A 17949-nucleotide genomic window follows, 5' to 3' on the forward strand; every position below is an offset into this window, starting at 1 on the left:
CCCCTCTCCCTTGATCCCTCTCCCGCAAAGGGGAGAGGGGGAAAGCACAGGTGTCTGCGATTCGACGAAAACTGCGTTAGCTGCGCGGATCACCCGGCAGGAAGCTGCCGGTTACCGTTTTGTACGCGTTGGAAGTCTTTTCTCCCGGCACGCCGTCCACCTTCAGGAAGATCTGCGGGAAGCCGCCGAGCCAGCGCTGCAGCGATTCGACCTGGGCGACGATCGAGGCATCGGTCGATTTCTTCATTGCATAGCGCGGCACTGCCTGCGCCGCTGCGGCTACCGCAGCCGGCACCTTGAACGCGATCTCGCCCAGTTCGGCCATTCGGCGCAGCAACACGGCGGCGCCACATTGATCGCTAGCGGCAGTCGGCGACCAGACACCGTCCTTGACGTACTTGCCGCTGACGTAGTGGTTGGAGAAGCTCCACAGATACGGTGACAGCGTTTCCGGATGATGGGTGCGATAGCCCCAGCCGTTGTACAGCTCGAGCCGGAACAGCGTGCCGGCCAGACTCCAGTCGGTGCTGGCATCGAGCTTCTTCAGGCCCAGCGCATCGGTCGCACTGACTTCCCAGGTGAACGGCGGCGGCCCCAGCGGCCGGCCTTTTGGCACCTGCACGGTACGCGCGGTCAAGGGATCGCCGTTGTGCAGATGCTTGGTGAAGTTCTGGCTCGACTCCATGTTGTGAGTCGCGGCGATGAAGTGCCAGGGCACACCGGTCGCCCTCGATACCGCTTCATAGCGAGCGCGATTGCCGATCAGCTTCTTGACCAGATCGTTGACCGGTTTCGTCCGGCTCGGATTGATCACGCAACGGTTGAACAGCGATTCGTACTCGGCGCGGAGCGCGGCAGTCAGGGTCGGCATGGGAGACCTCGGCAATGAATGAGCGTGGTGCCATCGCAGAGACCGCTCGCATGGCCGTTGGAATCTAGCGAACTTGTTGGCGACGTGATCGGCAACGGCCGACGTCGGCCGTGAACCTGGTCACGGCCGGGCCTCGTTTCCTCGAACATCCAGACAAAAAAAGCCCCGGGACGATGTTGGTCGTCCCAGGGTCGAGGTCAGCCATCTGCGGCAGTGCTGCCACGGATGGCTGTGTTGCGGAGTGCGGCCCTAGCCTGAGGGCTTGGCGGTCTTGTCGGTCGCAACTGTGGGCGCCTGTGTGCTGCTGGTCTCGGCCGGCGGTGCTACGCCTTCAGCCGGTGCGGCGGCAGGTGGCGCAACTTCCGGTGCCGGGATCGGTGCCGCCAGCGCGGTCACGTAATCCTTGAGCATCGGTGCACCGTACAGCGGCTTGTAGGCACCCTGATGGCAGGTGGCGCAGTTCAGCTTGGCAACATCGCCCAGCGGGCCCTTGCGCTCCTTCGGGAAGACATCGGTCAGCGACTGCAGGTAGTCCTTGTTCAACTCCCGCGCCATCCGGATGCCATGCCAGGCAACGGCACGCTGCGGCGGGCTCTGCGTCCAGTCCGCGAACTGCCGGGAGTTGTGGCAATAGGTGCAGTTGACGCCGAGACTCTGCGACATGTGCGTCATCAGCGCGTACGTCCACTCGCCCTGCTTGATCGACTTGCGATTGCCCGGCGGCAGCGCCGTCGTGCCTTCGATGCGGATCGGCTCGGCATTGAGCAGGAAAGGCGTGAACGGATCACCCGGCAATGCCGACAGATTGATCGCGGCAGCCGCGCGGTTCTGCCCCGCCCGATTGCCCATCGCGCCCTGTGCGGTGTTGTCGGCCTCGGTGTACCAGATGTTCGCCGGCACCGGCTGGCCACGATGGCAGGTGTAGCAGGTGACGCCGGTCTCCTGGACGTGCGGCTTCCAGGTGCTGTTGATGTGCTGGGTCATCTCCAGCATCCGCCGGGCAACCACCTTCTGGTACTTGCTGTCCTCGGCGAGATTGGCCGGGTTGTGGCAGTACGCGCAGCCTTCCTTCGGCGCCACCCAGGAGGTCATCGCCAGCATCGTGCGATTGAACTCGCCGATGCTCAGGCCGCCGAGCACCTTGACGTTCTGATAGATGGTGCCGGCGATCGGCCCGCCTTCCGCAGCCGCCGGCTGTGCTGCCGGCACCGCGTTGTGCGCAGCCTGTTCGGCGACGATGCGCGGGTTGTAGACCTGCACCATGCCGGTACCGCGAAAGCCGTGCTGCACGTCCTCTACCGGAGGACGTTCGCAGCCCGCCAGCAGTATCCCCGACGTGGCCAGCGCCAACAGTGTCTTCATTCGATAGCCGGTCTGGCTCATGGCTGGGCTCCCGGAAGCGTGGCGGGATCGACAGTCGGTGCCCACACGGCCGGATAGGCCGCGACGATGTGGTGCTTGATGCCCCACAGGTACCAGTTGTCGACGACGGTGCCGGTCAGCAGGATGCCGATGCCGCCGGTGATCGGGCACAGCACCGCAAACCACCAGGCCCAGCGATGCACCGATTCCATCGTGCCGTTGAAGCCCATCGTCCAGCGCCAGAACAGTGCTGCACGCTCCGAGGCCGTGCCACGGTCGACGATCTGCTCCAGTTCGCGCTCACCGCCGTAACGGCTCACCGCGAGAATGGTGGCGCCATGCATGGCGAACAGCAGTGTCGCGCCGTACAGGAAGGCGATCGACAGCATGTGGAACGGGTTGTAGAACAGGTTGCCGTAGCGAATCGAGAATGCGGCGGTCCAGTCCAGATGCGGGAAGATGCCGAACGGCACCGCTTCGCCCCAGCTGCCCATCAGGATCGGCCGGAAGAAGCCAAGCACCAGGTACAGCCAGATCGCCGCGCCGAAGGCCCAGGACACATGCGGGCCCATGCCGTGCGCTTTCGCACGCTGGTAAGTACGCAGCCACCAGAGCAGCACCGACGAAGTCAGGAAGAAGCCGGCGATCAGCCACCAGCCACCCTGATTCAGCGGCGGGAAGCTCAGGCCGTACGACGGCGGTGGCGGTTCCAGTGCCAGCCAAGGCAGCTGGCGAACGAACTCGATCCAGTTCCAGCCCACCGAGGCCAGCATGTTCAGGCCGATGATCTCGAAGGCGATGAAGCCGAACAGGATCGAGGTCAGGCCGGTCCAGCCGAGATAGATCGGACCGATCTGGGCATCACCGAATTTGCCGATCAGGTGCGCCAGAAACGGCTTGCCGTCACGCCCGCCAATGGAGCCATCGTTCGGCAGCGGCACGCCCGGATACGGCGGGGCGGTCACCTGAACTCTGGTGAAGATATTTTGGTATTCAGCCATGACTGCCCCCTTAGCCCCAGACCGGAAGATTGAGCCACCAGCTCCACCATTCCGGCCATCCATGGGTCCAGAACGGGCCGCTGATGACGATGCAGACCGCGCTCCAGAACACCGCGCTCAGCGCCAGGAACAGGCCGAGACGATGGATGCCGAGCGCGCCGATCGAGTAGCCGATGATGTCGCGGAAGAAGGTGTTCTCGTGCTCGGCCGTCTTGACCGGCTCACCCTTGCGCGGGTTGGTAGCGGACAGGATCAGCGAGCCGTGCAGCGACAAGGCCAGCGTGGTCGCGAAGAAGAAACTCACGCCGAGCATGTGCGCCGGGTTGTAGTGGAAATGCAGGTACTGGTAACCCGTGTTCGACACCCAGTCGAGATGACTGGTGATGCCGTACGGGAAGCCATGCCCCCAGGCACCCATCAGCACCGGTCGGACGATGACCAGCGTGAAGTAGGCGAGGATGGCGAAAGCGAAGGCAAACGGTACGTGCAGACCCATGCCGAGCTTTCGGCAGATCTCCACTTCCCGCAAAGCCCAGGATACGAAGGAGCCGAGCGCGCAGACCGTGATGATCTGCCAAAGCCCGCCCTCCTTCAGCGGCGCGATGCCTAGGCCGTACGACAGATCGGGCGGTGCAATGCTGATCTGCCAGATGTTCCAGGTAGGCCCCAGCGAGGCGCCGTAGACGATCAGCGCAGTACCGAGTGCGGCGAAGAACGCGGTCGTGATGCCGAAGAAGCCGACGTAGAACGGCCCCACCCAGAAGTCGAACAGATCACCCCCGAGCAGGGTGCCTCCGCGGACTCGATATTTTCTTTCAAAGCTGAGCATCGCCATGACGAAGACCCCCTGGTCTATCGGCTGTGATCGGTTCTCTACCGCACTGCCACCGGTGGCAGATTTGGCCGGATGAGTTGCCTCTGCCTCATCCGCCACCGGTTGCAGGCGTTGCCGTTACGACTTTCCTGCGGAGCCCTGCGAAGGCGGCAGCGGCGACAGCTGGGAAGTGGTGGTCGGTGCTGCAGCAGCCCCGCCGCCAATCCAGTTGTAGCGCCCGGTCCCGAGCAGGATGAAGTGAATCAGGATCGCCAGAACAAACAGAAACGTGAACAGCGCAACCAGCGTTCTGCGCGGATCGAAAAGCAGCCAGATTCTCCACATGGGTTTTGCCTCCTAAAACAAATCAAGACGGAATCGACGGGCGCCTGAACGGATGTTCTTGTGCTCGCCAATCACTGCACGGACAGCTCAGCCCCAGGGCTTCCAGCTCCAGACGAGGTAATGCGCAACCACCGCAATCGCCGTGAACAGGATGAAGCTGGTGATGAACACCCCGTGAAACTCCTTCGCTTCCTTCTCCGTCAGGCCCGACAGCGACCCGCTTCTTTCTTCAGACATGTCAATACCTCCAATCAGGCCTTGCGGCCGTTACCGCGCTACCTGCGCGGCGAGGACCTTCGAAACGGATCACTCCATTTCGCTGATTCGCACGTCCGCCTTGCGAACGACTCCACATTCGTTTTGACTTGCTCACGCTGAAACCCCTTCGCCGAGCGCGCTGCGCGAGCGCTGCACACGAGCCGCCGTGACGGCTTCTTCACCCGCACGACGGGCATCGGCCTCGGCACGATCACGCAACCGCTTGGCGGCCGAGATGCGGACCAGTACCGGCTGCGCTTCGAGCAGCTCGTCGAGCAGGGCCTTGGCATCATCGAGCCAGGGCATCTCGGAAATCAGGCGCGACGGCGTTGGCTCGACTCGATCCATGTCCGTGCCCAGCGGCAGGATGTGGAACAGCGCATCGAACAGCGCGTTGCAGAATTCCTGGATCAGATAGGTCGCCCCGGCGTAGCCCATGAACGGCGTACCGGTATGGCGGCGGATGATCGCGCCGGGAAACGAAGCCGGAATCCAGGTGGCCTTCATCATTCCACCACCGCCTGATTCGGCGAGATACATGCGCTCGTTGTAGCTGCCGTACAGCACTAGCGGCGGCTTGTCCTTGATCAGCTGACGCACCGCTTCGTTGTCGGTTTTCGCACCAGCGATCCGCGAGATCGCGAAGTTGCAGGGCATGCCCATCTCGTCTTCGAGGAAATGGCGCACGCCGCGCGCATAGGTATCGTTGGCAACGATGCCGAAGCTCGCCGTGCCATAAAAATCCTGCGTCACCGAGCGCCACAAATCCCAGATCGGCTTGATCGTCGTGTGCTTCTCTCGCTCGATGAACGGCTCCGGGTCGAGCCCCAGCAGCTCGCCCAGCTTGCGCAGGAACTTGGTCGTCGAATGGAGGCCGATCGGCGCCTGCAGATAGGGGCGCTCCAGCGTCTCGCAGAGCAGCCGTCCGAACTCGCGATACAGGCAGATGTTGACGTCGGCGTTGATCAACTTCGGTACATCGGCCAGATGGCTGCCGAGCGGAAACGCGAGGTTCACTTCGGCGCCGATGCCTTCGACGAGACGACGCATCTCGGCGAGATCGCTCGGCATGTTGAAGGTGCCGTAGCAGGGGCCGATGATATTGACTCTCGGCTTCTCGCCTTCCTTACGAGGCTTGCGCTCGGGAATCTTCTTCAGGCCGTACTGCGTCCACAACCAGTTCATCGAACGGTTGGCGCACTGCCACTGATCTTCATCGATGGTGCGCGGCAGGAAGCGCAGCAGGCCGGTGCCTTCCGGCGTGACGCCGCCGCCGATCATCTCGGCGATCGAGCCAGTGACGACGACTGCAGGCATATCCGGATCGAGCGCGGCATGCGCCCGCTTCATCGAACCTTCGGTGCCTTCGCGGCCCAGCTGTGCTTCAGCCAGACCGGTGACGACGATCGGCAACTCATGTGGCGGCAGCGCATCGGTGTAATGCAGCACCGACGTGACCGGCAGATTCTCGCAACCTACCGGGCCATCGATGACGACCTGCAGGCCCTTGATCGCCGTGAACACATACACGGCACCCCAGTAGCCACCTGCGCGATCGTGATCGAGGACGAGCATCAGATCGGCTCCTCGACTTTCGAGGCCTTGCGCGCCTTTTCCATCTTCTTCGCGTAGCTGGCACGGAACTCGGGACGCGCCTTGGGCAGCTCTTCCCAGACACCGGCGTTGTCGCCCTTGCCGACGCCTTCGAAGAACTCGTCCATCGCCAGAAAGCGATCGCGGTTGGCCATCGCGGCATTGATGACCGTCGCCAGCGAACCAGCACCGGCGGGGCCCATCAGCGGACGCGCAGAAATCAGATTGGTGAAATAGAGCGCCGGCGTCTTGCGCTCTTTCGCGTACTGCACGACCGGCGTGGTGCCGATCGCCAGATCTGGCTGGAATTCGCGGATCGCAGCAATGTCCTGTTCCAGCGATGCGCGGTACTGAACGTGCACGCCCTTCGCGGCCAGCCATTCGCGATCCGGATCGCTCCATTTCGTCTGCGGGCAGGCGGTGCCGACATAGCGGACATCGGCGCCACTTTCGACCAGCAGGCGAGCGACCAGCAGTTCGGAACCTTCATAGCCGGACAAGGTGATGCGGCCCTTGATCGGCATCTTCGCCAGCGCGCCTTTGATCGCCGGCAGGAAGCGATTCTTCGCGGCATCGATCAAGGCTTGTGAAACGTTGGTCGCCTGGCCGATCGCCTGCAGCCAGGCTTCGGTGCCATCGTGGCCGACCGGTGCCGAAGCCACGACCTTGCGGCCGGCGGCATCGAATTCACGAACGCTCGCGGTATAGAACGGATGGATCGCGGCAACGGCTGCGCAGTCCAGTGCCGAATAGAGTTCACGCCATTCGCGGGTTGGCACCACCGGGCCGGCAGCAAGGCCCATCGGCTCAAGCATCATGCCGATGATCACCGGATCGGCCGGGAACATCTCGCCCAGCAAGGTGATCGTCGGCTTGGCACTGATGCCGCCACGCGGCGCCTGCACCGGGCCGGCTTCGGCCTCGCTGCGGGCGTAGCGGAGCATGGCGGCGGCGAGCACGTCCTTCGCTTCGGCATGGGTCGGCACACCGAAGCCCGGCACGTCGATACCGATGACGCGCACACCGTTGATCTCTTTCGGCAGGATCTGCAGCGGCACACCACTGGCAGTCGGCACGCAGAGATTGATGATGACGATGGCGTCGTAGTTGACCGGATCGGCGAGCTTGAAAACCGCTTCGCGGATGTCTTCGAACAGTTTTCCGGTGACCAGTGTTTCGGAGTTGAACGGCACGTAGCCGACGGTGCGGCGCGCGCCGTAGAAGTGCGAGGTGAAGGTCAGTCCATAAACGCAGCAGGCCGAACCGCTGAGCACCGTCGCCGTGCGGCGCATGCGCAGGCCGACACGCAAACTTCCGAAGGCCGGACACATTGACTGCGGCTGGTCGTGCGGCCCTTTGGGATAGTCCTTCGCGTACTGCTCCAGGGTAATGCTCTTGCCGGCGGCCTTCGCCGCTTCGAGCATCTTGTCCTTGCCCGAGTGGCAGCCGAGACCGTCGCTGTTCAGCGCTTGCGGGTTCGACAGGATCGGGGCGTCGTCGGCCATGTCAGATTCAGGCTCTGGCTCAGACGTTGTCGTAGACGACTTCGAGCGAGGTCTTGACGATCTCGGTCTTGCCGCACATGTCGAATTCGGTGGCCGGCGTCAGCACGTAATCGCGGCCGGTGGAATGCGCCGAGAACAGGCCGAGCAGGCCGTCCTGGCTCAGCGGCGTCGGCCGCATCGGGATGCTGTTGTGGACGTTCTCGGCCAGTTCGGCGAACAGCGGTCCCCATTGCGATTCCGGCCGACCGACGATCTCGTAGTTCGCACTCTTGCGGCGAATGTCGTCGTTAGCGGGAATCGTTGCCAGCACCGGAATGCCGACGTGCTGCGCGAAGCTCGCCGCTTCGCCGGTGCCGTCATCGCGATTGATGACCATGCCGGCGACGCCGACATTGCCGCCGAGCTTGCGGAAGTATTCGACGGCCGAGCAGACGTTGTTGGCAACGTACAGGCTCTGCAGATCGTTGGAGCCGACGACGATGACCTTCTGGCACATGTCGCGGGCGATCGGCAGGCCGAAGCCGCCGCAGACCACGTCGCCCAGGAAATCGAGCAGCACGTAGTCGAAGCCCCACTCGTGGAAGCCGAGCTTTTCGAGGGTTTCGAAGCCATGGATGATGCCGCGACCGCCACAGCCGCGGCCGACTTCCGGGCCGCCGAGCTCCATCGCGAAGACACCATCGCGCTTGAAGCAGACGTCGCCGATCTTCACTTCCTCACCGGCCAGCTTCTTCTTCGAGCTGGTCTCGATGATCGTCGGACAGGCCTTGCCTCCGAACAGCAGCGAGGTGGTGTCGGATTTGGGATCGCAGCCGATCAGCAGCACCTTCTTGCCCTGCTGCGCCATCATGTAGCTGAGGTTGGCGAGCGTGAAACTCTTGCCGATGCCGCCCTTGCCGTAGATCGCGATGATCTGCGTTTCCTTGGTCACCGGGCCGGTGGCCACAGCATCCGGTTCCTGCGCGGCTTCCATGCGCAGGTACTCGGTCAACTGGCTCAACGGAATGGCGCTCACGCCATCGTCGGGTGCGCTCATTGTGGCTTGCTCCAGTCGAGGATCATCTTCAGGCAGGCGGGATCGCCAAATGCCGTGCGGTAAGCAGCATCGGCAGCCGCGACCGGCTGGCGATGGGTAATCAGGCCGTCGAGCGACAGCGCTCCGGATTCGGCGAGGTGCTTCACGGCGAGCAGATCCTGCGGCTGCCATTGCGCTGCGATGCGCAGCCGCGCTTCGCGCATGAACGCCGGTGGAAACGCAAACGACAGACGCTCGCTGTAGAAGCCGGCCAGCACGATTTCGCCGCCAGGGGCGAGACGGGTGACCAGGGTGTCGAGCAGGCTGGAGTCGCCGCTGACATCGACGATGGTCCGATAGTCGCGGCGCGTGTCGGCAGTCGGATCGACCACCGGATAAGCGATCGCACCGCTGGCGCGATCGGGATTGCTTTCCCAAACGGTCGGCGCAGTGCCGCCCAGCGCCAAGGTCAGGCGGGCGAGCAACCGGCCGAGAACGCCATGACCGATGATCAGATCGGGCAATGAAGCGTCGGCACCGGCCAGTGCGTGATAGGCGGTGGCCGCAAGCGCCAGCAAGGTGGCCTGTTCGCCAAGCCGCTCATCAACCGGCATCGCCTTGGCGCCCGGCACCACGACTGTGGCTGCTGCGCCACCGAAAAGGCCGTGAACGTGGCCGAAGCAGCGGGCGCCCGGCACGAAAACCAGATCGCCGACCTTGCTGCCGGAACTGGAGCCCGCTTCGCGAATGCGGCCGACTGATTCGTAGCCCGGCACCAGCGGATAACCCATGCCCGGAAACATCGGCATGCGGCCGGTCCAGAGCAGGCGTTCGGTGCCGGTGGAGATGCCGCTCCAGCAGATATCGACCACCACATCGTCGTTGCCAGCCGGCTCCAGCTCCAGGCGCGTCAGCGCCAGGCGTTCCGGTTGCTCAAAGACGACGGCGATGGTGTTGATATCCGATCCCCCGGTTCGCTCAGCCTGCGGTCACGTCCGTTGATCGGACTTTTCCTGTGAATGTCAGTTTAGTCTGACTATTAAAACTGTCAAGATAAATTTACGCTTTGATCCGATTATTTGTCAGGACCAATGGACAGCCCTCATTCACTGACCTGCGCGACCATCACCGAGGTCTGCAATGGCATCGATGTAGGGATCAATCGGGGCTTCGTGAAGCCGGCGTTGATCAGCATTTCGCCTATCCGTGCCGGGCTGCGCGGCCGTCCGCGGCCCATCGCCAGCAGGTAGAAACCGAAATAGGCATCGCCGACGGTCTCGGCACTGGGGGTGTCCGACATCGGCTCGGCAATCAGGATCCGGCCGTCGCTCGGCAAGGCCGCGTGCGCCGCGCGCAGCAGCTGCATCACCGACGCATCGTCGTGGTCGTGAAGCACGCGGACCAGGGTCAGCAGATCGGCGCCCAGCGGCAGCGGATCACTGAGAAAACTGCCGCCGATGGCCTGCGTGCGCGTCGTCAGCCCTTGCGCCGCGAAGCTCGCCCGCGCCCGTTCGGCCACCGGCGGCAGATCGAACAGGAACAGACCGAGCTGCGACCAGCGGGCCGCGACGGCGCTCAGGAACTTTCCTTCACCGCCGCCGACATCGAGCACGCGGCGATGGCGGTGCATCGGATAGGCCTGCAACACCACGTCAGCGATCAAGGTCTGCGAGGCTGACATCAGCCGGCTGTAGGCGGCGACTCGTTCCGGCGCGAAACCTTCGCCGCTGCGATTGGCGCAATACGGCCAGTAGCGCGCCAGTTCACCGTCTTCACGCGCGCCATCGCGCAGCAGCGCGACTGGATCGCCGAGATCGGCATAGAACAGCGCGTGATGCTCGACCAGCGCGCTGATGCCGGCATCACCGGCGATCGGCGCACCGAGCGAGCCAAGGCGGATGCGGCCATCGCGATTGCGTGCCGCCAGCTTCAGCGCGACGGCAGCATCGACCAGGCGCTGCAGGCCATCGATCGGCAAGCCGCAGCGGGCGGCGAGCTGATCCACCGTTGCCGGCCCTTCTGCCAGCATCTCCAGCAAACGCAGCCGCACGCAGGCGAGCAGCACCTGCGAGTAGACGAAGCCGGACACCAGATCGAATACGGCACGAGCCCGGCGGCGGGCGATCGGCCGGGTCAGCGGGAAATTCGCGGCAAAGCGCCGGAACGCCGGGCTTGCGATCGTCGCATTGCAAGCAGCATCGAAGCGATCGAACCAGGAGACTTCAGGCGGCGCGGCGCCAAGCGTGGCCATGATGGGCAGCGGTGGCCAGGAACTCAGGCCGCGTGACGCAGTTCGACCGGCAGCAGGTTCTGCATTTCCAGCCGCATTGCAACCCGCAGGGCGTTGGCACCGATGCAATCCGGGATCGCGGCGATGGCGCCGTCGACCAGCGATTCAAGCCGGGCCAGTGCGCCGGCATGGCCGAGTTCGCGGACCGCGTTTGGCCGGCCGAGCGTGGCGTCCTGGCCAGTCGGCTTGCCGATCTTTTCGGCGTTGCCGGCGACATCGAGAATGTCATCGGCGACTTGAAACGCTTCGCCCAGACGTTCGCCGAGTTCACGCCAGAGCGTGGGATCGGCAACGCCCGCTGCGGCGGCACCCGCCATCGTCGCGCCGGCGAACAGCGCGCCGGTCTTGGCTTGCTGGTAGTCGGAGAGCGCTGCCAGCGGCTCGCACTCCCAGGCCTGGCCAGCAACGATGCCGGTCGGCGCGCTGATCGCACGGCTGATGATCGGCACCAGAGCGGCCAGCCGCTGTGCATCGTGAACGAGGGCTGCGGCCAACGACTGGAAGGCAACGACGATCAGGCCATCGCCGGCCAGCACCGCCAGCCGTTCGCCATAGGCACGATGCACCGAAGGCTTGCCGCGGCGCAGCTCGGCATTGTCGAAGCAGGGCAGATCGTCGTGAACCAGCGAAGCGCAATGGAGCAACTCGATCGCCGCCGCGGCGGCGTCGGTCGCCGCCGGGTCCGGGTCGCCGTTGGCCATTGCCACAGCAAGGCAGAGGCGCGGACGGATCCGCGCGCCGCCGGGGAACACGGCGTAACGAAGTGCAGCCGCCAGTTTCGGCGGGCAACCGGCTGCTTCACCGGGCGCCAATGCGGAGATCAGGGCCTGCTCGATGCGCGTCACGTTCGCCATGTCGCCTCTCCGTCGCTGCTGCAGGCCAGAGCGGCGCTTGCCGGCTGGTCAAATGTGTAAATCAATATTTACGTTTTTACTGTAATTTAATATAGACATCGCCTCCCGTCGCGTCAACGTGACGGCAGACCGCGATTCAGGAGGGGAAGCAAGCGATGCGAACCCGCAAGGTGCTGATCGTTGGAGCCGGCATCGGTGGCCTGTCGGCCGCGATCGATCTGGCAGCGCAGGGCTGCTCGGTAACCGTGCTCGAACGGGCGTCAACGGTCGGCGGCAAGATGCGGACGATCGCCATCGACGGCCAGCAGATCGACTCCGGCCCCACCGTGCTGACCATGCGCTGGGTGTTCGACTCGCTGTTCGCGGCCGCGGGGCTGGATTTCGCTGCCGCCGTGCCGCTCGATGCCGCCAGCGTCCTCGCCCGCCACGCCTGGGACGAGACTGCGCGGTTGGATCTGCACGCCAACCTCGGCCGTTCCGCCGATGCGATCGGTGATTTCGCCGGTAGCGCTGAAGCCCAGCGCTTCATCGCCTTCAGCGAACGAGCACGGTCGATCTACCGCACGCTCGAAGGCCCGTTCATCCGCAACGCCTGCAGCGGCCCGATCGCCTTGAGCCGCGCCGTCGGCCTGCATCGTCTGCGCGAGCTGTGGCGGATCGCGCCATTCACCACGCTGTGGAGTGCACTCGGCGATCACTTCCACGATCCCCGCCTGCGCCAGTTGTTCGGCCGCTACGCGACGTACTGCGGCTCCTCGCCATTCCGCTCGCCGGCCACCTTGATGCTGGTGGCGCATGTCGAGCAGGACGGCGTCTGGCGAGTGCGCGGCGGCATGCATCGCCTGGCGCAGGCAATGGCCGCTGCGGCGACCCGCCTCGGCGCGCAGATACACCAGGATTGCGAGGTCAGCGAAATCCTCGATGACGGCCACAGAGTCACCGGTCTGCGGCTGGCCAGCGGCGAATGTCTGTACGCCGATGCAGTGATCGCCAACGCCGATCCCTCGGCCATCGCGGCCGGCCTGTTCGGCGAGCGGGCCCGTCGCGCGGTGAAGCCTTTGAAGCCGGCGGCGCGCTCGCTGTCGGCGGTCACCTGGTCGATGCTGGCGCGAAGTTCCGGCTTTCCGCTGTCGCGCCACAACGTGTTCTTTTCCGGCGATTACCGCGCCGAGTTCGACGATCTGCGCCAGGCGCGCTTGCCGCGCGAACCGACCGTTTACGTCTGCGCCCAGGACCGTGGCGACGGCCTCGACGACGCGTCATCAGCGCCGCACAGCGAACGCCTGCTATGCCTGGTCAACGCGCCCGCCATCGGCGACCACTCCCCATTCGATGCCTCGGATATCGCCTCATGCACAAGCGCGACTTTCAAGCGGCTGCAAGCCTGCGGCCTGAATCTGCAGCAGCGCCCGGAGCAGACGGTGCTGACCGCGCCGCAGGACTTTCACCGTCTGTTTCCGGGGACTGGCGGGGCGCTGTACGGCCCGGCTTCACACGGCTGGATGGCCTCGTTCCAGCGGCCGGGTTCGCGCAGCCGCATGCCCGGCCTGTACCTGGCCGGGGGCAGCACGCACCCGGGGCCGGGCGTGCCGATGGCGGCGATTTCCGGGCGACTCGCGGCGGCCAGCCTGATGGCGGATTTCGCTTCGACACAGCCGTGGTTTCCGGTGGCTATCGCTGGTGGTATCTCGATGGACTCAGCGACGACGGCGAACACGCCCTCACCCTGATCGCCTTCATCGGCAGCGTGTTCTCGCCGTACTACAAGCGCGCGCGTCGTCGCGGCAGCAGCGAACCGCTGGACCACAGCGCCATCAACATCGCGCTGTACGGCAAGAGCGGCCATCGCTGGGCGATGACCGAGCGCCGCCGCGGCAGCGTGCTGCGCACGCCGGACACGCTGGCGATCGGTCGCAGCGAACTGCGCTGGAACGGCCAGAGCCTGATCGTTGATCTCGACGAACGCACCGTGCCCTGGCCATCGCGGATACGCGGTCGCTTGCGGCTACATCCACGCGCCTTGAGCACACATGTCGAAACCCTCGCCGAGGCGGGTCAGCACGTCTGGACGCCGATCGCGCCCAGCGCCCGCATCGAGGTCGAGCTCGACTCGCCGAAGCTGTCCTGGTCCGGCGAGGCTTATCTCGATGGCAACGCCGGCGGTACGCCGATCGAGGACGCGTTTCGTTCCTGGCATTGGTCGCGCAACCCATTGCGGGAGGGCTCGGCCGTGCTCTACGACGTCGCCCGCCGCGACGGCTCGGCATTGAACCTGGCGTTGCGTTTCGATGGTCACGGCGAGGTCTCGCGCTTCGAACCGCCGCCTGCCGTGGTGTTGCCGAAAACCGGCTGGCGAATCGATCGGGCCTCACGCGGAGAAGACGGCGCTGCGGCGATCGTGCAGACGCTCGAAGACACGCCGTTCTACGCGCGCTCACTGTTGTCGACGACGCTATGCGGCGAACCAACCACCGGCGTCCATGAAAGTCTGGATCTCGATCGCTTCAGGCAACCGGTGGTGCAATGGATGCTGCCGTTCCGGATGCCGCGCGCCGGGCACTGAGAACAGTTCAGCGTTGCTGATCGCGCTGCCGTTCTGTTTCGCGATCACGTCGCTGCGCACGTCGCAGCGACCATAATTCCCAGAGCAGAAAAGCCAGGATCGCGCCAAATGCGAGCCCCAGATCGAGCACCGCGAGCCAGTCGATCTTCATCGACTGTTCAGGCCTCGCTGCGGCTCAAACTCAGCTCGGCTTCGGTCCACGACGGGCTTGCGCGACGTCGCAGCGCCTGCGACTGCCGCTCCTGACGCTCCAGCCGTTCGAACAGATCCAGCACCCAGAGTGCACGCGCACGGAAGCGCCACCACGGCAGGGCCTGAATGGGGTCGGCCGTCAGATCGGGCAGCGCGGCGGCGGCAACGGCGTCGATCAGGAAACAGGTTTCGGGAATCGCTGGTTCGGCGGCACCGGCACGAACATCGAGCGGCCCGGCGTAGGCCTGCATCAGCAGCGCCAGCTTGCGGCTGCCCGGTACCACGGCGCGCTGGCTGACCGAATCGCCACCGCGGCGACGCAGTTCCTGGCCGATCTCGGCATACAGCAGGCGCGCGGCATTGATGCCCGGACGGCAGCCGGACGGCAATCGGGCGATGCCGGAATCGACCCGGGCATAAAGCCGATCAGCCTCCACCAGCAGACGCTCGATGACCGAGGCCAGCCGGGCATCGAACACGGGTGCCGTCAGCCAGAGGTCGGCATCGATACCGGCCTCGCGCAACCAGGCGCGTGGCAAGTACAGCCGGCCGTTGCGGGCGTCCTCGCCGACATCGCGGGCGATATTGGTCAGCTGCATCGCCACGCCGAGATCGCAGGCGCGGGCGATTGCTTCCGGCGCACGCACGCCCATCAGCAAGGCCATCATCGCGCCGACCGCGCCGGCCACTCGCGCGGCGTAGGCGTGCAGCTCGCCAAGGCTTTCATAGCGGCGAGCGCTGGAATCCCATTCGAAGCCTTCGATCAACGCATCGAGCAAGGTGCGCGGCAGCGCATGGCTGACGACGATCCGCGCCAGTGCGCGATCCGCGGCGATGGCATGTGGCACACCGGCGTAGACGCGATCGAGCCGCTCGCGCAGCCGGACGACGGCATGCTGACCGCCGCCATCGATATCGACCGCGTCATCGGCCAAGCGACAGAACGCGTACAGCGCGCAAGCCGGATCGCGCACCGCTTTCGGCAGCAGCAGCGACGCCGCGTAGAACGATTTCGAACCCGCGCGCAGCAAGCGCCGGCAAGCGGCGAGATCAGCGGCTGCGATATCGCGAGACTCAGGCGTGGGCATGCGCAAACGTCTCCGCGTTGGGGACCACGGTATCGAGCACGCGCGCCGAGGACAGCACGCCCGGCAGGCCGGCGCCCGGGTGCGTGCCAGCGCCGACGAGATAGAGATTGTCGACATCCTCGCTGCGGTTGTGCGGCCGGAACCAGGCGCTCTGGGTGAGGATCGGTTCCAGGCTGAAGGCCGCGCCATTGACCGAGTTGAGGCGATCCTGGAAATCCTGCGGCGTCAGCAGGTGCGAGCTCGCGATCTCGTTTTCCAGCCCCGGCAGCAAGGTCGCCGACAACAGCTTTTCGATCGACTTCCGATAGCGCTCGGCTTCCTTCGCCCAATCGGTTCCGCTGGCCAGATGCGGCACTGGCGACAGCACATAGAAGGCATCGCAGCCGGCGGGTGCCAGCGAAGGGTCGGTCGCGGTTGGCCGATGCAGGTAGAGGCTGAAATCGTCAGCGAGGATCTTGCGGTCGAAGATGTCGGTCAGCAGTTCCTTGTAGCGCGGCCCCAGCAGGATCGTGTGGTGTTCCACTTCCGGGTACTGACGGCGAGTGCCGAAGTACCAGACGAACAGGCCCATCGAATAGCGCGCGCGCTTGAGCTTGGCGTCGCTCCAGCGCTTGCGCGACGCGGTCGGCAGCAGGTTGCGGTAGGTCCAGGCGGCGTCGGCGTTGGAGACGACGATATCGGCGGCCATCGTTTCGCCATCGACCAGCCGTACGCCGGTCGCGCGACGGCCATCGAGCGTGATCTCGGCGACTTCCCGGTTGCAGTGCACCACACCGCCCTGCCCTTCGATCAGGCCGACCAGGCCGGTGACCAGACGGCCGGTGCCGCCCATCGCGAAGTGCACACCCCATTTGCGTTCGAGATGCGCGATCAGGCAGTAGACCGAGGTGGTCGAGAACGGATTGCCGCCGACCAGCAGCGGATGAAAGCTCAGCACCGTGCGCAGACGCTCATCCTGGATGTACTGCGATACCAGCCCATAGACGGTGCGATAGCTGGCCAGCTTCATCAGGTCGGGCGCGACCTTGAGCATGTCGAGGATCGAATCGAAGGGCACATGACCGAGCTCCTCGAAGCCGACCTTGAAGATCGCTTCGCTCATCTGCATGTAGCGCTCGTAGCCGGCAACGTCAGCCGGCGAGAAGCGGGCGATTTCGCGGCGCATGGCTTCGGCGTCGCCGCTGTAATCGAACACTTCGCCGTCGGCAAAACGGATGCGATAGAACGGCGATACCGGGCGCAGTTCCACGTCATCAGCCAGCCGCTTGCCGCACAGCGCCCACAGTTCCTCGAACAGGAAGGGTGCGGTGACGATCGTCGGGCCGGCATCGAAGGTATAGCCGTCCTGCCGGTAGACGTAGGCGCGGCCGCCGGGAGCATCGAGCTTTTCCAGCACCGTCACCCGGTAGCCACGCGCTCCGAGCCGCACCGCCGCAGCCAGCCCGCCGAAACCGCTGCCGATGACGACGGCGTGCGGACGATCGTCGTAGCCCGACGGAAGCTGGAAATGATGGGGCGCATTCATTGATTGACAGTACATAAGTCAACTAATGTTGACAATCGCCGTCGACCCTTGAAGACAACAAAATTTGATCGATCTGCCCTGCCAGTGCTCGATCGGCAGGCTTCGATTCGATCGCGATGCGCGCGCCGCTTGAACCAACAGGTTCAGACCGTTACCGTGCAGGTATCCCGCGCACGAACCCGAGTCCCTAGCCCGCCATGAAGTTGATCACTGGAATCATCAAGCCGTTCAAGCTGGACGAAGTCCGCGAAGCGCTCGCGAACATCGGTGTGAGCGGCATCACCGTGACCGAGGTCAAGGGTTTCGGCCGTCAGAAGGGTCATACCGAGCTGTATCGCGGTGCCGAGTACGTGGTCGACTTCCTGCCCAAGCTGAAGCTGGAAGTGGCAGTGCGCGACGAACTCGTCGAGCCGACGATCGACGCAATCACCAAGGCCGCGCATACCGGCAAGATCGGCGACGGCAAGATCTTCGTCACCGAACTCGAGCAGGTGCTGCGCATCCGCACCGGCGAAACCGGGCCGGACGCGGTCTGATCCATCCGCTGCGCCGCTCTGCTCATCGACGATGAGCAGAGCGTCAGACAACAAAAAAGGCGGCGCCTCGCAGCGCCGCCTTTTTTGTGGCTGAAGGATTCGGCTTGCGCCGATCCTTCAGCTTCCGGTCAGTCTCA

17 protein-coding genes and 1 pseudogene are annotated in these 17949 nt (G+C 64.7%); 3 read left to right on the forward strand and 15 right to left on the reverse strand.

Translation table 11 applies throughout. The features are described from left to right. Positions 1 to 76 precede the first annotated feature (76 nt). The 12 genes and pseudogenes from QZY06_RS07595 to QZY06_RS07650 all read right to left on the reverse strand — a co-directional run bounded on the left by QZY06_RS07595 (position 77) and on the right by QZY06_RS07650 (position 11908). Positions 77 to 871 carry a hypothetical protein gene (locus QZY06_RS07595; protein ID WP_295682400.1) on the reverse strand — a complete coding sequence of 265 codons (795 nt, stop codon included), beginning with the start codon at positions 869 to 871 and terminating at the stop codon, positions 77 to 79. A 249-nt stretch (positions 872 to 1120) separates the two neighbouring features. Then, entirely contained in the window at positions 1121 to 2254 is a 1134-nt protein-coding gene (gene pufC / locus QZY06_RS07600; RefSeq protein WP_295682402.1) for a photosynthetic reaction center cytochrome PufC, read from the reverse strand. Then, a complete protein-coding gene (gene pufM, locus QZY06_RS07605) occupies positions 2251 to 3234 on the reverse strand; it encodes a photosynthetic reaction center subunit M (RefSeq protein WP_295682404.1) in 984 nt (327 codons plus the stop codon). The genes pufC and pufM overlap by 4 nt, the downstream gene beginning before the upstream one ends. A gap of 10 nt (positions 3235 to 3244) precedes the next feature. After that, a complete protein-coding gene (pufL, locus tag QZY06_RS07610) occupies positions 3245 to 4069 on the reverse strand; it encodes a photosynthetic reaction center subunit L (protein ID WP_273455454.1) in 825 nt (274 codons plus the stop codon). A 117-nt stretch (positions 4070 to 4186) separates the two neighbouring features. Beyond that, positions 4187 to 4393, reverse strand: a complete 207-nt coding sequence (gene pufA, locus QZY06_RS07615) for a light-harvesting antenna LH1, alpha subunit (RefSeq protein ID WP_295682411.1) — start codon at positions 4391 to 4393, stop codon at positions 4187 to 4189. 93 nt (positions 4394 to 4486) lie between these two features. Beyond that, positions 4487 to 4630 (reverse strand): annotated as a pseudogene (pufB, locus tag QZY06_RS07620) (light-harvesting antenna LH1, beta subunit); the annotation flags it as partial. 132 nt (positions 4631 to 4762) lie between these two features. After that, on the reverse strand, positions 4763 to 6226 hold the full coding sequence (gene bchZ / locus QZY06_RS07625) for a chlorophyllide a reductase subunit Z (RefSeq protein WP_295682416.1): 1464 nt from the start codon (positions 6224 to 6226) through the stop codon (positions 4763 to 4765). Continuing rightward, positions 6226 to 7749: a chlorophyllide a reductase subunit Y gene (gene bchY / locus QZY06_RS07630; protein ID WP_295682418.1), complete on the reverse strand. Its 1524-nt coding sequence runs from the start codon at positions 7747 to 7749 to the stop codon at positions 6226 to 6228. Before bchY ends, bchZ begins: the two co-directional genes overlap by 1 nt. Positions 7750 to 7768: 19 nt before the next feature. After that, positions 7769 to 8785: a chlorophyllide a reductase iron protein subunit X gene (locus QZY06_RS07635; RefSeq protein WP_295682420.1), complete on the reverse strand. Its 1017-nt coding sequence runs from the start codon at positions 8783 to 8785 to the stop codon at positions 7769 to 7771. Then, on the reverse strand, positions 8782 to 9723 hold the full coding sequence (gene bchC / locus QZY06_RS07640; protein ID WP_367275586.1) for a chlorophyll synthesis pathway protein BchC: 942 nt from the start codon (positions 9721 to 9723) through the stop codon (positions 8782 to 8784). The genes QZY06_RS07635 and bchC overlap by 4 nt, the downstream gene beginning before the upstream one ends. Positions 9724 to 9866: 143 nt before the next feature. Then, positions 9867 to 11015, reverse strand: a complete 1149-nt coding sequence (locus tag QZY06_RS07645; protein WP_295682422.1) for a methyltransferase — start codon at positions 11013 to 11015, stop codon at positions 9867 to 9869. A 23-nt stretch (positions 11016 to 11038) separates the two neighbouring features. After that, positions 11039 to 11908 (reverse strand): polyprenyl synthetase family protein, encoded by an 870-nt coding sequence (locus QZY06_RS07650; RefSeq protein WP_295682424.1) that lies wholly within the window; start codon positions 11906 to 11908, stop codon positions 11039 to 11041. A 155-nt stretch (positions 11909 to 12063) separates the two neighbouring features. On the opposite strand from QZY06_RS07650, the gene crtD reads away from it, so the two are divergent. Together crtD and QZY06_RS07660 are read left to right on the forward strand one after the other, a co-directional pair. Beyond that, positions 12064 to 13638 carry a 1-hydroxycarotenoid 3,4-desaturase CrtD gene (gene crtD, locus QZY06_RS07655; protein ID WP_295682426.1) on the forward strand — a complete coding sequence of 525 codons (1575 nt, stop codon included), beginning with the start codon at positions 12064 to 12066 and terminating at the stop codon, positions 13636 to 13638. After that, entirely contained in the window at positions 13566 to 14471 is a 906-nt protein-coding gene (locus tag QZY06_RS07660) for a carotenoid 1,2-hydratase (RefSeq protein ID WP_295682429.1), read from the forward strand. The genes crtD and QZY06_RS07660 overlap by 73 nt, the downstream gene beginning before the upstream one ends. Before the next feature lie 7 nt (positions 14472 to 14478). Here QZY06_RS07660 and QZY06_RS07665 read toward each other — a convergent pair whose 3' ends face one another. The 3 genes from QZY06_RS07665 to QZY06_RS07675 are packed head-to-tail and all read right to left on the reverse strand — an operon-like array spanning position 14479 to position 17276. Further along, positions 14479 to 14622 carry a hypothetical protein gene (locus QZY06_RS07665; RefSeq protein ID WP_295682433.1) on the reverse strand — a complete coding sequence of 48 codons (144 nt, stop codon included), beginning with the start codon at positions 14620 to 14622 and terminating at the stop codon, positions 14479 to 14481. A 7-nt stretch (positions 14623 to 14629) separates the two neighbouring features. Beyond that, the gene (locus QZY06_RS07670) at positions 14630 to 15751 is read right to left on the reverse strand and encodes a phytoene/squalene synthase family protein (RefSeq protein ID WP_295682435.1); all 1122 of its coding nucleotides are present in this window, start codon (positions 15749 to 15751) and stop codon (positions 14630 to 14632) included. Beyond that, positions 15738 to 17276, reverse strand: coding sequence for a phytoene desaturase (locus QZY06_RS07675; protein ID WP_295682437.1), 1539 nt, complete (start codon positions 17274 to 17276; stop codon positions 15738 to 15740). The genes QZY06_RS07670 and QZY06_RS07675 overlap by 14 nt, the downstream gene beginning before the upstream one ends. A gap of 197 nt (positions 17277 to 17473) precedes the next feature. On the opposite strand from QZY06_RS07675, the gene QZY06_RS07680 reads away from it, so the two are divergent. Further along, positions 17474 to 17812 (forward strand): P-II family nitrogen regulator, encoded by a 339-nt coding sequence (locus QZY06_RS07680; protein ID WP_022977574.1) that lies wholly within the window; start codon positions 17474 to 17476, stop codon positions 17810 to 17812. Positions 17813 to 17949 lie beyond the last annotated feature (137 nt).

Source organism: uncultured Nevskia sp., assembly GCF_903885465.1.
In the GTDB taxonomy this organism is placed as follows: domain Bacteria; phylum Pseudomonadota; class Gammaproteobacteria; order Nevskiales; family Nevskiaceae; genus Nevskia.

Bases quoted from the DNA above. Each gene is read 5' to 3' on its own strand.
- QZY06_RS07595 (WP_295682400.1), bottom strand. From the start codon at position 871: ATGCCGACCCTGACTGCCGCGCTCCGCGCCGAGTACGAATCGCTGTTC.
- pufC (WP_295682402.1), bottom strand. From the start codon at position 2,254: ATGAGCCAGACCGGCTATCGAATGAAGACACTGTTGGCGCTGGCCACG.
- pufM (WP_295682404.1), bottom strand. From the start codon at position 3,234: ATGGCTGAATACCAAAATATCTTCACCAGAGTTCAGGTGACCGCCCCG.
- pufL (WP_273455454.1), bottom strand. From the start codon at position 4,069: ATGGCGATGCTCAGCTTTGAAAGAAAATATCGAGTCCGCGGAGGCACC.
- pufA (WP_295682411.1), bottom strand. From the start codon at position 4,393: ATGTGGAGAATCTGGCTGCTTTTCGATCCGCGCAGAACGCTGGTTGCG.
- bchZ (WP_295682416.1), bottom strand. From the start codon at position 6,226: ATGCTCGTCCTCGATCACGATCGCGCAGGTGGCTACTGGGGTGCCGTG.
- bchY (WP_295682418.1), bottom strand. From the start codon at position 7,749: ATGGCCGACGACGCCCCGATCCTGTCGAACCCGCAAGCGCTGAACAGC.
- QZY06_RS07635 (WP_295682420.1), bottom strand. From the start codon at position 8,785: ATGAGCGCACCCGACGATGGCGTGAGCGCCATTCCGTTGAGCCAGTTG.
- QZY06_RS07645 (WP_295682422.1), bottom strand. From the start codon at position 11,015: ATGGCCACGCTTGGCGCCGCGCCGCCTGAAGTCTCCTGGTTCGATCGC.
- QZY06_RS07650 (WP_295682424.1), bottom strand. From the start codon at position 11,908: ATGGCGAACGTGACGCGCATCGAGCAGGCCCTGATCTCCGCATTGGCG.
- crtD (WP_295682426.1), top strand. From the start codon at position 12,064: ATGCGAACCCGCAAGGTGCTGATCGTTGGAGCCGGCATCGGTGGCCTG.
- QZY06_RS07665 (WP_295682433.1), bottom strand. From the start codon at position 14,622: ATGAAGATCGACTGGCTCGCGGTGCTCGATCTGGGGCTCGCATTTGGC.
- QZY06_RS07670 (WP_295682435.1), bottom strand. From the start codon at position 15,751: ATGCCCACGCCTGAGTCTCGCGATATCGCAGCCGCTGATCTCGCCGCT.
- QZY06_RS07675 (WP_295682437.1), bottom strand. From the start codon at position 17,276: ATGAATGCGCCCCATCATTTCCAGCTTCCGTCGGGCTACGACGATCGT.
- QZY06_RS07680 (WP_022977574.1), top strand. From the start codon at position 17,474: ATGAAGTTGATCACTGGAATCATCAAGCCGTTCAAGCTGGACGAAGTC.